The 12427-nt window shown below is 58.7% G+C and carries 11 protein-coding genes; 3 read left to right on the top strand and 8 right to left on the bottom strand.

Going from position 1 to position 12427, the window contains the following annotated elements; all coding sequences use genetic code 11:
* Positions 1 to 15 precede the first annotated feature (15 nt).
* The 6 genes from ACWISF_RS08435 to sufB form a co-directional block, all read right to left on the bottom strand.
* A complete protein-coding gene (locus tag ACWISF_RS08435; RefSeq protein WP_448381144.1) occupies positions 16 to 1260 on the bottom strand; it encodes a flotillin family protein in 1245 nt (414 codons plus the stop codon).
* Positions 1261 to 1292: 32 nt separating this feature from the next.
* Positions 1293 to 2012 carry a uroporphyrinogen-III C-methyltransferase gene (gene cobA, locus ACWISF_RS08430; protein ID WP_448381143.1) on the bottom strand — a complete coding sequence of 240 codons (720 nt, stop codon included), beginning with the start codon at positions 2010 to 2012 and terminating at the stop codon, positions 1293 to 1295.
* A gap of 212 nt (positions 2013 to 2224) precedes the next feature.
* The gene (locus tag ACWISF_RS08425; protein ID WP_448381157.1) at positions 2225 to 2440 is read right to left on the bottom strand and encodes a chlorophyll a/b-binding protein; all 216 of its coding nucleotides are present in this window, start codon (positions 2438 to 2440) and stop codon (positions 2225 to 2227) included.
* Between the two features lie 167 nt (positions 2441 to 2607).
* Entirely contained in the window at positions 2608 to 4488 is a 1881-nt protein-coding gene (gene dnaK, locus ACWISF_RS08420; protein ID WP_448381142.1) for a molecular chaperone DnaK, read from the bottom strand.
* A gap of 102 nt (positions 4489 to 4590) precedes the next feature.
* The gene (locus ACWISF_RS08415) at positions 4591 to 4902 is read right to left on the bottom strand and encodes a DUF3181 family protein (protein WP_448381141.1); all 312 of its coding nucleotides are present in this window, start codon (positions 4900 to 4902) and stop codon (positions 4591 to 4593) included.
* Positions 4903 to 4910: 8 nt separating this feature from the next.
* Positions 4911 to 6371, bottom strand: coding sequence for a Fe-S cluster assembly protein SufB (gene sufB, locus ACWISF_RS08410; protein WP_448381140.1), 1461 nt, complete (start codon positions 6369 to 6371; stop codon positions 4911 to 4913).
* A 119-nt stretch (positions 6372 to 6490) separates the two neighbouring features.
* Here sufB and sufR point away from each other — a divergent pair, with 119 nt between their 5' ends.
* Positions 6491 to 7153 carry an iron-sulfur cluster biosynthesis transcriptional regulator SufR gene (gene sufR / locus ACWISF_RS08405; RefSeq protein ID WP_448381139.1) on the top strand — a complete coding sequence of 221 codons (663 nt, stop codon included), beginning with the start codon at positions 6491 to 6493 and terminating at the stop codon, positions 7151 to 7153.
* 4 nt (positions 7154 to 7157) lie between these two features.
* Here the strand turns inward: sufR and argZ are convergent, their stop codons facing one another.
* Entirely contained in the window at positions 7158 to 9245 is a 2088-nt protein-coding gene (argZ, locus tag ACWISF_RS08400) for a bifunctional arginine dihydrolase/ornithine cyclodeaminase (protein ID WP_448381138.1), read from the bottom strand.
* 183 nt (positions 9246 to 9428) lie between these two features.
* Here argZ and ACWISF_RS08395 point away from each other — a divergent pair, with 183 nt between their 5' ends.
* Together ACWISF_RS08395 and ACWISF_RS08390 are read left to right on the top strand one after the other, a co-directional pair.
* The gene (locus tag ACWISF_RS08395; RefSeq protein ID WP_448381137.1) at positions 9429 to 9905 is read left to right on the top strand and encodes a fluoride efflux transporter FluC; all 477 of its coding nucleotides are present in this window, start codon (positions 9429 to 9431) and stop codon (positions 9903 to 9905) included.
* Positions 9906 to 10070: 165 nt separating this feature from the next.
* Positions 10071 to 11297 (top strand): site-2 protease family protein, encoded by a 1227-nt coding sequence (locus ACWISF_RS08390; RefSeq protein ID WP_448381136.1) that lies wholly within the window; start codon positions 10071 to 10073, stop codon positions 11295 to 11297.
* Here ACWISF_RS08390 and ACWISF_RS08385 read toward each other — a convergent pair.
* A complete protein-coding gene (locus ACWISF_RS08385) occupies positions 11294 to 12310 on the bottom strand; it encodes a type I glyceraldehyde-3-phosphate dehydrogenase (protein ID WP_448381135.1) in 1017 nt (338 codons plus the stop codon). The two genes, ACWISF_RS08390 and ACWISF_RS08385, sit on opposite strands and share 4 nt — an antisense overlap.
* Positions 12311 to 12427: the final 117 nt, after the last annotated feature.

Here is a 12427-nt window from a genome sequence, read left to right as displayed (position 1 = left end):
TGCTTCCCCCCGCACCTAGGCCGATGGCGACTCCGCAGTTGGGGGGGGCGGAGCCGGTTTTGCGGCAAACAGTTGCTTGAGGTCCATGCCCGTCGCCGCCCGCACCTGCTCCAACAGGTTCACCAGACCAGTTGCCAGCGCCGCATTGTCCAACACGGTCACCTGCTGCAGATGCACCTGGGGAACCGTCGCCGCCAGGGCTTGCAAAAGGGGTTCCAGTTTTTGCAAAAGGAGAATCTGCCGGGCATGGGCACCCCCCTGTTGCCAGGCAGCTGCCAAGCGTTGCATCCCCGCCACCAACGCCTTGCCGTTTTCGATAATTTGCGCCGCGGCGGCTTCTGCCTGTTCGGTCGCCTGGGCACATTGGGCTGCTGCGGGGGCCACCACGTCTGCCTGGAGTTGTTGGCGCACTTGCTCAATCCGCTCCCGTTGCACCGCCAAATCCGCCTGGGTCCGCACCAGTTTGGCCCCCACCTCCGCCTGGATTTCCGCAATCAGGGCTTCCCGGCGGCTGACCGCATCCCGAATCCGCCGTTGCGCTTCCGCCTGGATAATCTGCATTTCCGCCTCAATCTGGGCAAACCGGGTCAGCCGCGCATTTTCCGCCGCTTGGATCGCCGCTTGGGCCCGGGCTTGGGCTTCGGCAATCCGGGCATCCCGCAACAAATCCGCCCGCTGTTTGCGCCCTAGGGAATCCAAATACCCCACATCATCGGAAATGTTTTGAATCTGCAACGTGTCCAACACCAACCCCAACTTCCCCAAATCTTCTTCCGCCTCGTCTTGCAAACTGCGGACAAACGCCAATTTATCCTGATTCACCTGTTGGGGCGTCAGACTGGCCAAAACCCCCCGCAAATTCCCCTCTAGGGTTTCTTTGGCAATCCGGCGAATTTCCTCCCGATTTTTGCCCAACAACCGCTCAATGGCATTGTGGATAATGGGTTCTTCCCCGGCAATTTTGATATTCGCCACCCCTTCAACCCGCAGGGGAATGCCCCCTTTGGAGTAGGCGCCCGTAACTTTGAGTTCAATAATTAAGTTCGTCAAATCCAAACGCAAAACCCGCTCAAACAGGGGCAGCCGCAGACTGCTTCCCCCTTTAACCAGCCGATAGCCCACCCGCCGGTTCAAGGCGGGCACCCAACGAGTTGTCCCTGCAAAAATCAATACTTCGTTGGGCTGGCAAATGTAATACAAATTGCGGATGGCTGTGGTGATAATGACCAGCGCAATGATGGCAATAACCAGAAATTCCATAGCTGCCACCCCCAGGCGCGCCAAAGCTGCTTTTATGATACTGGTTCTTGGGCAACCACCTCGCCAACCACAATAATGGCCGGTGCGGTCACCCCCGCGGCCACCACCTGGTCGGAAATCGTTGCCAGCATCCCGTACACCCGCCGTTCCTGGGGCCAGGTGCCCCACTGCACCACACAGACCGGGGTGGTGGGAGCCCGTCCCCCCGCCATCAAGGCCGCCGCAATCTGCGCCAACCGGTGCATCCCCATATAGATCACCAACGTATCGGCAGCCTGCGCCAACCGGTGCCAATCCACCGCCGGTCGGGATTTGTCCACCGCCTCATGGCCCGTAACCAGAACCACACTGGAACTCACCAGGCGGTGGGTCAAGGGCAACCCCACCGCCAACCCAGCGCTGATCCCCGGCACCACCTGCACCGGAATCCCTGCCTGCCGCAACCCCGCCAACTCTTCCCCGCCCCGCCCAAAGATAAAGGGGTCCCCGGCCTTGAGCCGCACGACCGTTTGGTACTCCTGGGCTTTCGCCACCAGCAACGCCGTAATTTCCGCCTGCGGCCAACTGTGCCAGCCCCGATACTTGCCCACAAAAATCCGCTCCGCCTGGGGGTTGATCATCGCCAGAATGGCCGGGCTGACCAGGGCATCATACAGCACTACATCGGCCAACTCCAAAAGGGTTTTCCCCTTAAGAGTCAGCAAACCGGGGTCCCCTGGCCCTGCCCCCACCAGATAAACCGTGCCTGTCATGCCCCCAACACCCAGCAGCGAACAGGGAATTCCTATGATAGGGCAATTTGCTCCTGGGAGAAAACCGCCAGGGCCATCCGCTCACCGTTTTAGTCGGTAAAAGTCACGAACCCCTTGGCAATTACCTTTCCTTGCCATGGGGGGGGAGAAACCCGCACCCAAGATGGCTCGGAACCTGCGACAGCCCCGGCCATCCCAGCCTGCCGCCGACCCTATTGCAAAGCCCGCAAGAGCGCCACAAGGCCCTTGCCGGTCAGCAACTCCAACACCAACAGGGACACAAACCCAATCATTGCCAAGCGCCCATTCAACCGCTCGGCATACTCCGTAAACCCCACCCGCGCTTCCTCATCCACGTACATCCTGGGTTCAATGGCAAAATTATTCAACCGCCCCCCATCCTCCACGGTGTAACTGCGCGGACGCACGACTTCCGGTTGACTCGTCATGGTAAAACTCCTGAACTTTCACGTATGGTATCACTTTATCACGAATGTTAACTTTTGTAAAATTTTGGCCCGCCGGGGTACCGGCGCAAAAAAAGCCAGCGGCTTGGGCCACTGGCCGGAAGATTCATGGCCGTATCGGGCAGGGGTTATTTGCCTTCCGAGAAGTCGGCATCAATCACCTCCCCGTCACTGCTGCCGGGCGCTTGGGTGCTGGTGCTACTCCCTGCCTGTTGGTAGAGGTTGGTGTTGACGGTGTGTAGGGTTTGCTGCAGGTCGTTGCTGAGGGTTTTGATCCGCTCCCAGTTTTCCTGGTTGATGGCGTCGCGCAGGTCCTTGACCAGGGTCTCGATTTTGTTTTTGTCCGCTGCCGGGAGTTTGTCCCCCAGGTCCTTGAGTTGCCGCTCGGCTTGGTAGGCCAGGGAATCGGCCTGGTTTTTCATGTCCACCCGCTCCCGGCGCTCCCGGTCCGCCGCCGCATTCATTTCCGCCTCCCGCACCATCCGTTCCACCTCTTCCTTCGACAGGGTTGAGGAACCGGAAATGGTAATCGATTGCGCCTTCCCGGAGGCCTTGTCCCGGGCCGTGACGTTCAAAATCCCGTTGGCATCAATGTCAAAGGTGACCTCGATTTGCGGTACACCCCGCGGCGCTGGCGGAATACCATCCAACCGGAAGGTCCCCAGACTCTTGTTGTCCCGGGCAAACTCCCGCTCCCCTTGCAGGACGTGAATTTCCACGTTGGTTTGGTTGTCCACCGCCGTCGAGAAGATTTCCGTCTTTTTGGTGGGAATGGTGGTGTTGCGGGGAATCATCTTGGTCATCACACCGCCAAGGGTTTCCACCCCCAACGACAAGGGCGTGACATCCAACAGGAGAATGTCCTTGACCTCCCCAGAGAGCACCCCGGCTTGCACCGCAGCCCCCACCGCCACCACTTCATCCGGGTTGACGCTCTGGTTGGGTTCCTTACCCAGCATCTGCCGCACCAACCGCTGTATGGCCGGAATCCGGGTCGAACCCCCCACCAACACCACCTCGTCAATTTTGCTCCGATCCAACTTGGCATCCTGCAGGGCCTGCTCCACCGGCACCTTGCACCGGTCAATGAGATCGGCGCACAGCTCCTCAAACTTGGCCCGCGTCAGGGTCATCTCCAGGTGTTTGGGGCCGTCTTGGGTCGCTGTGATAAAGGGCAGGTTGATATCGGTTTGGGTGACGCTCGACAGCTCAATCTTGGCCTTTTCCGCCGCCTCCGTCAGCCGCTGCAGCGCCTGCTTGTCCTTGCGCAGGTCAATGCCCTCCTTGGCCAAAAAGTCCTGCGCCATCCAGTCCACAATCTTCTTGTCAAAATCGTCCCCGCCCAGGTGGGTGTCCCCGGAGGTGGCCAGCACCTCAAACACCCCGTCGCCGACCTCCAAAATGGACACGTCAAACGTCCCACCCCCTAGGTCAAAGACCAAGATGGTTTCATTCGACTTTTTGTCCAACCCGTAGGCCAACGATGCCGCCGTCGGTTCATTGATAATCCGCAGCACCTCCAACCCGGCAATTTTCCCCGCGTCCTTAGTCGCCTGCCGCTGGGAGTCGTTGAAATAGGCCGGCACCGTAATCACCGCCTGGGTCACCGGTTCCCCCAAATACTTACTCGCATCGTCGGCCAACTTCCTAAGCACCTGGGCCGAGATTTCCTCCGGGGCAAACTGCTTGCCCAACACCGGGCATTCTAGCTTGACATTGCCATTACTATCCCGCAGCACCTTGTAGGGGACCTGCTTGGCTTCGCCCGTCACTTCATCGTACTTACGCCCGATAAACCGCTTCACCGAATAAAACGTATTATCCGGGTTAATGACCGCCTGGCGTTTGGCAATTTGCCCCACCAGACGGTCGCCGTTTTTGGTGTAAGCCACAATCGAGGGCGTGGTGCGAAACCCCTCGGCGTTGGCGATCACGACGGGTTGCCCCCCTTCCATCACCGCCACGACAGAATTGGTGGTCCCTAAATCAATCCCTACGACTTTAGCCATGAATCCCTACCACTCCTAAAAACGCAAAATTTCGGCGGTATAACCCCCGCACTTCCTATGATGGGCAAGGAACAGGCGGCTTAAAAGGTGGGGTTCCCGAACTTAGCGCCGTTGCTGAAACGCCTCCACAATGTCCATATAGGCCAATTGCCCCTGCACCGGCACCAAATCCAGCAGGGGAATTTGCCGCCGCCCGCCGCCAATATCCACCATGATCTCCCGCAACAGACCCAGGGCATCCTCCTCCCGCACCGGTCCCTTTTGCGCCTGCTCGTAGAGGCGTTGGGCCAGGATTTTGTCCAGCCGCGCCTCCCGCAAGTACAAGTGCCAGCGGGCAATGTCCATATAGACCCGGTCGCCCAGCTCCGCCGCCAGCCGTTCGATCACCTCGGTCGCCTGCGGGTCAACCGCCATCGTCGCCCTTACCCTACCGTCCCTTCCAACTTCAGACTCAACAGGCGGTCTGCCTCCACCGCAAATTCCAGCGGCAATTGGTTAAACACATCCCGGCAAAAACCGCTGATCATCATCGCCACCGCCTCTTCCGTCCCCAGCCCCCGCTGCTGGCAATAGAACAACTGCTCCTCCCCAATTTTTGAGGTTGAGGCCTCGTGCTCTACCCGCGCCGTGGGATTGTGCACCTGGATCACCGGCAAGGTATGGGCCTGGGAATGATGCCCGATCAGCAGGGAATCACACTGGGTATAGTTGCGCGCCCCTTCTGCCTTCGGGTTCACCCGCACCAGCCCCCGGTAAGTGTTGCACGAATGCCCCGCTGAAATCCCCTTCGAGACAATCCGGGAACGGGTGTGCCGCCCCACATGCACCATCTTACTCCCCGTGTCCGCCTGCTGGTAGTGGTTGGTCAAGGCCACCGAGTAAAACTCTCCTACCGCATGGTCCCCCACCAGCACACAACTGGGGTATTTCCACGTGATCGCCGACCCGGTTTCCACCTGCGTCCAGGAAATCTTGGAATGGGCACCCTGGCACAGCCCCCGCTTGGTGACGAAATTATAAATGCCCCCCTTGCCGTCCTTGTCGCCCGCATACCAATTCTGCACCGTCGAATACTTAATTTCAGCGTTGTCCAACGCCACCAATTCCACCACCGCCGCGTGCAGTTGGTTGGTGTCATACATCGGCGCCGTACAGCCTTCCAAATAACTCACATAGCTGTCCCGGTCGGCAATGATCAACGTCCGCTCAAACTGCCCTACCTCCCCATTATTGATGCGGAAATAGGTGGACAACTCCAAAGGACAGCGCACCCCCGGCGGAATATACACAAACGAACCGTCGCTAAATACGGCAGAATTCAACGCCGCATAATAATTGTCCCCAATCGGCACCACCGAACCCAGATACTTTTTCACCAAATCCGGGTATTCTTGCAGCGCCTCCGACATGGAGCAAAAAATAATTCCCAACTTGGCCAAATCCTTCTTAAACGTGGTGGCTACCGACACACTGTCAAAAATTGCATCCACCGCCACATTCGCCAGCCGTTTCTGCTCCGACAGCGGAATCCCCAACTTCTCAAAAGTCGCCAGTACCTCCGGGTCCACTTCCTCCAAACTGTCCAGTTTCTTCTTCGGCTTCGGCGCGGAATAGTAAATGATGTTTTGGTAATCAATCGGTGGATAATGCACCTGCGCCCAGGTGGGAACCGGCATCGTCAACCAATGGCGGTACGCCCGCAGACGAAATTCCAGCATAAATTCCGGCTCCCGCTTCTTGGCCGAAATCAGCCGGATCACCTCCTCATTCAACCCCCGCGGGATCACCTCCGCCTCAACCGGCGTGACAAAACCATACTCGTAGGGACGACTCACCAAATGATCCAGGGCGGATTCCTTGGCAGGTAACGGCGTAGATACCATAGGCGCTCTGCAACTTAGGAGTTTCGCAACGTTGGTGTTGCTTTAGTTTTGATTATAGACGAATTTAGCAACTTGCGCCGCTCTAAAGTTACCCTACAATAAAAATAAATCGGTAACGTATGGCACCGACTACGGTGGGGGGTGAGCCTGTGGCACCGATGGGGCAAACATCCACCAAGCAAGATATATTAATGCATTTGTTGCGGCAGGGGCAGGCGACGGCCCAGGATTTGGCCGAGCAGTTGCGGGTGACGCCGCAGGCGATTCGGCGGCATTTGAAGGATTTGCAGCAGGAGGGTTTGATCCAGTATGTGGCGCGGGGGGGGGCGATGGGGCGGCCCCAACACCATTACACCCTCAGCCGCAAGGGGCGCGCCCAGTTTCCCAACCGCTATGGCGAGTTTGCGGTGGATTTGTTAGCGACGCTGCGGCGCACCTTGGGGCAGGAGCAGTTGGGGCAGATTTTGGCGCAACAGTGGCAGGCCAAGGCCTTGGCGTACCGGGAAGCCCTGGGGGAGGGGGATTTGGCGACGCGGTTGCAGCGGTTGGTGCAGTTGCGCCGTTCGGAGGGGTACATGGCGGAATGTCAAGCCCTGCCCCAGGGGTTTATGGTCACGGAACACACCTGCGCCATTGCGGCGGTGGCAGAAACCTTTCCCCGTGTGTGCGACTACGAACTGGAGTTGTTTGCGACGGCCTTGCCGGATTGCACGGTGGAGCGCACCCATTGGATCGTGGATGGGCAACACCAGTGCGGTTATTTGGTGCGCCCCCGTTCCTAGGCGTTTACTTCGCTGCTGCCAGGGTGTAGGGTTGCCCCAACTGCTGGAGATGTCGCACCAACAAACTCAAAAATAGGCCCACGTCGGTCACCACCCCCACCGATTCCAAAGAACCCCGGTCGGCCAATTTGGTCACCACCGCCGGGTTGATATCCACGCAGATCAGTTTCACCCCCGCGGGCGTCATATTCCCCACCCCAATTGCGTGCAGCATGGTAGCAAGCATCAGGATCATATCTGCCCCCCGCAGCAGTTCGGCGTATTCGGCCTGGGCTTGGATGAGGTCCATGCGGGTTTCCGGCAGCGGGCCATCATCCCGAATCGAACCGGCCAGGCAAAACGGCACCCCCTTGCGGATACATTCATAAAAAACGCCCGACGTAATCACCCCGGCCTCCACCGCCGCCTTGATACTGCCGTAGCGCCGGATGAGGTTAATGGTTTTCAAATGGTGCCGATGGCCGCCTTTGACCGCCCTTCCCCTGGCCAAATCCACCCCTAACGACGTGCCGTAGAGACTTTGCTCCAGGTCATGCACAGCAATCGCATTGCCCCCCAACAGGACCTGCACATAACCCTCGCGAATCAGGGTTGCCAAATGGGGACCCCCCCCGGTGTGAATTGTCACCGGTCCGGCCACCACCACCGTTTTGCCGCCCCGCTCCCGGATACGGCGCAACTCCCAGGCGATTTCCTCCACCACCAGCTCCACCCGTCGCTCGCTGGAGACCCCCGACTCCATAAAGCCGAATTCCTGGCCCCGCTCCTGGCTGGGTTTGTGCAAGGTGCGAATGCCATCTACACCGCAGACCACCGCATCCCCCACCTGCAAATCCCGGAGCAACCGACAGGTCGCCCCTGTGGCCGTCACCACAATCACCCCGTCCATGCGCTGGTTTTGCACCCGCCACCACCGCCCTTGGTGGTAAACCTCCGTCGGGTAAATCGTCGTCACATAAAAATCCTCCGGCGCCACCCCCGGCTGGGTCACCAATTCCAACCGCACGGGTGTTTCCGGTGCATCCACAAGACGGGCGCCCAGGTCAATCAAATTGTTCAAGATACTGTCTAAAAGGGCTTCGGTCGGGGCCGACACCCACAGATGAATCAAGGATGGGTCAGGCCGATGGGCACCCAGTTGAAACTGCTCAATCTGGAAGCTGCCCCCCCCATCCACAATCCGGTCCAAGGCTTCCGTCAACAAATTGCTGTCCACCAAATGCCCGTGGAGCGCGACCAACCGCTTGGCCACCCCCGCCACCGCCGGCACTTGCGGCACCGGTTCATCCAGGCGCAAGGTCAGGCATTTGGCTGCGCCCCCCGCTTTGAGAAACTCGCTCAAATCCGTCGTGATCACGCGAAAACCCAATTGTTGCAGCCGCTGTTGCAGTTCCCTGCTCATGAAATTGGCAATAATGACCCGCTCAATTTCCACCGCATTACAGGCAAACCCCAGGGCGTCTGCTTCACTGACGGGAATCCGTTTTTCCGGGGGAATTTTGCGCTCAATCAAGTGATTGGAATAGGTATCAAATGCCGGTGGGTAATAGAGCAAATAACCATCACTCAAGGGACAAAAACAGGTGTCGAGGTGATAAAAACGCTTATCGATCAAATGCAATGACAAAACTTCGAGGGACAACCATTTTGCCAAGTAGGGATGGGCTTCCAACATGGAGCGAAACCCATAGCCGCACCACAGCCACCCCTGCCCCCGGTCCAACAGGGCATCCCCGGCCCCTTCAAACGCAATCCCGGCGGGCAATTCCAACACCTGATACCCCTGAGCCACAAACCAATCCCGGAAATAGGGCTGTTCTCCCTGCCGCTGGGGGTAATAGAACTGGCTGAGCACCACCGTTTGATTGACGACCAACCCCGCATTGGCGGTAAACACCATATCCGGCCAACCGGGTGCGGGCGTGAGGCATTCGACCTGGGCGTACTGGCTGAGCAGTTGATACAGTTTTTGCCACTGTTCCTGTGCCCGTGGGTGCGACGAACGCTGGACATTACCTTCCATCCAAGGATTAATCACATAATTCACCTGATAGTAATCGGGCGGGCACATCAGATAGCGCAAACGATTCATAAAGACTTAACAAATCCTCACGCAGGACAGTCCCCATTCTAGCCTCAGGATTGCCCCCACCGTTCCGTTCACCCAGAACATTTCTGCACTTGCCAAGAGAGACTTTTTGGTATTGAAAAATACAGATGAACAGACGCCGATGTGGGTAGTGCAGGGGTTGCCCCCCAACCGGTGGCAATGCCCGTGCGGTCTGCTAGCGTAGTGACCGTCGGGGGGGGGATGACAACGATGTTACCCGTAGCCTGGCGACCGGTACTGGCGATTGCCCTGGGGGCGGTGTTGGGGGCTTGGAGCCGCTACTACGGCGAAATGGGCATCAGTTACTTGTGGGGGAGCGACACACCCCTGGCAACGTTGGTGGTGAATCTGACCGGTTGTGGGGCGATGGGGTTTGCAACGCGGGTGTGTTTTGCCCCACGCGTACACCCAGAAATACGTCTCCTGTGGCTCACGGGATTTATGGGTTCCTACACCACGTTTTCCGGTTATGAACTCGACAGTATCCATTTGCGGGCGGCGCCGCTTTGGGGTGCGGACATCCTCTACTGGGCAGGCAGTATTCTGGGGGGCTGGCTGTGCCTGGAACTCGGTCAGGGGTTGGCCGGGCGTTACTTGGATGGCCGTAGGCATGACCCGCCACCGCCAAACAAACAGGAATAAAAAATAACAAAACGGATACACCGGTGCCGGCGATTGCCCCAACCCAGCACCCTCATTTTTTAATAAATTCAACAAAACGTAATAAATCAACACCTTTGGGAATGCCCAGCCGCGGGAGTTCGTACAATGGGAAGTGGAAGATGGTTCGCGACGGGGGCATGGGTTATGCAAGGGGGAATTCGGGTGGGTGCGCTGTTTGGAATTCCCCTGTATCTCGACCCGTCGTGGTTTGTGATTCTGGTGCTGGTTGCCTGGGGGAATGGGTGGCGCTGGCAGCGGTCCTACCCGGATTGGCCGGCCAGTTGGAGTTGGGGGGTGGGGTTGCTGCTGGCGCTGGGGCTCTTTGGCTCGGTGCTGTTGCATGAATTGGGGCACAGTTTGGTGGCCAAGGCGCAAGGGGTGAAGGTGCGCTCCATTACCCTGTTTTTGTTTGGGGGGGTGGCGACGTTGGAGCGGGAGTCCCGTACCCCGCTGCAGGCGCTGTGGGTGGCGATGGCGGGGCCAGCGGTGAGTTTGGGGCTGGCGATGGGGTTGATGGCCTTGACCCGGCAGTTGGGGGGGCTGGATTCGCCCTGGGGACGCCTGACCCAGGAGTTGATGGCGATGAATTGGGTGCTGGGCATTTTTAATCTCATCCCCGGTTTGCCCTTGGATGGGGGACAGGTGCTCAAAGCCTGTATCTGGCAGGTGACGGGCAGTCCCTTTCGGGGGGTGCAGTGGGCGGCCCTCTTTGGCTGGGTCTTGGGCATTGTGGCCGTGTTTTTGGGCATGTTGGCCTTTTTAGGCGGGGCGGCGGGAGGGCTGTGGCTGGCCTTGATCGGCTGGTTTATGGCCGGTAATGCCCAGACCTATCGCCAGTACAGCATCCTGCAAGAAATTCTCCTCAAGACGCAGGTGCGTGAGGTGATGAGCCGGGACTTTCGCGTGTTGCGGGCGGAATTGTCCCTGCGGGATTTTGTGGATTTGTACTGCTTGCCTGCCCGGGAACCGGAGATTTATTTTGCCGAGGCGGATGGCCGTTACTTGGGTTTGGTAGACAGTGGGCGGCTGACGCAAATTGAACGCAGCCAATGGCCCCATCTATCTTTGGCGGCGATTGTCATTCCCCTGGATGAATTGCCCAGCATCCGCGAGCAGGAGAGTCTGGCGCAGGCAATCGTCACCCTGGGGGATACCCACAGTTGGTTGCTGGTGCGCTCACCGGTGGGGGGGGTGCAGGGCTTGGTGCTGCGGGGCAATGTCCTAAGGCCGCTGGCGCCTTTTTTGGGGTTGAGTGCGGTGGACCTGGAGCGGGCCAACCGGGAGGGGCGTTACCCCCAGGGTTTGCATCTGGTGCCGTTGGCGCAAAAGGCGCTGGAGTTGGCGGCCACCCTCCCGGAACTGCACTCCTAGGCCACCCAACAGCGGGCCACGTGTTCGGCTAGGTCCACCACCCGTTGGGAATAGCCCCATTCGTTGTCGTACCAGGCCACCACTTTGACCAGGGTGCCGTCCATGACCATCGTCAGGGCCGCATCCACAATCGAAGAGGCGTTCGTGCCCCGGTAGTCGCTAGAGACCAGGGGTTCTTCGTTGTACTCCAAAATGCCTTTGAGGGGGCCTTCGCTGGCCTGTTTCAGAACAGCGTTGACTTCCTCGGCAATGGTGGGCTTGCGGACTTCCACCACCAAATCGGCCAGGGACACGTTGGGGGTGGGCACTCGGAAGGCAATGCCGTTGAGCTTACCGTTGAGTTCGGGCAACACCAAACCGACCGCCTTGGCTGCGCCGGTGGAGGTGGGGACGATGTTGATGGCGGCTGCCCGCGCCCGCCGCAAGTCCCGGTGGCTGGCATCCAAAAGCCGTTGGTCGCCCGTGTAGCTGTGGGTGGTGGTCATCATGCCCTTGACGATGCCGAAGTGTTCGTGGAGGACTTTGACCACGGGGGCCAGACAGTTGGTGGTGCAACTGGCGTTGCTGATCAGGTGGTGTTCGTGGTGGTTGTACTCCTGGTGGTTGACCCCCACGACAAAGGTGGCGATTCCGGGTCCTTTGCCCGGCGCGGTGATCATGACCTTTTTGGCCCCGGCTTTGAGGTGTTTGGCTGCACCTTTGTCATCGACAAAGACGCCGGTGGCTTCGATGACCAGGTCAATGCCCAATTCGCCCCAGGGTAGGTTTTCCGGGTTGCGGTCTGAGTAGCACTTGCAGACTTTGCCATTGACCGTGATGGAATTTTCATCGCTGGTAATCTCGGCGTCCCACCGCCCCAACATGGAGTCGTATTTCAATAGGTGGGCGTTGGTTTTGGGGTCGGAAGTGTCGTTGATGGCGACAACCTCTATCCCAGTGGTCGCCCGTCCCATCCAACAGCGCAGAAAGTTGCGCCCGATGCGGCCAAAGCCATTAATTGCAACCTTAATCACGGTAGTCCTCAACGGTGATGATGGCGTGAATTTGCCCTACATCTTACCACCGTTTGGGCTTGCGTACCGGGGAGCAAGCCGGGCGTTCCCTCCCTGTCGGATTCCTGGTATGATCGG

It is taken from the genome of Gloeomargarita sp. (assembly GCF_053491055.1).
Note: the sequence above shows the minus strand (reverse complement) of the source record. Positions and strands in the feature narration are given on the sequence as shown.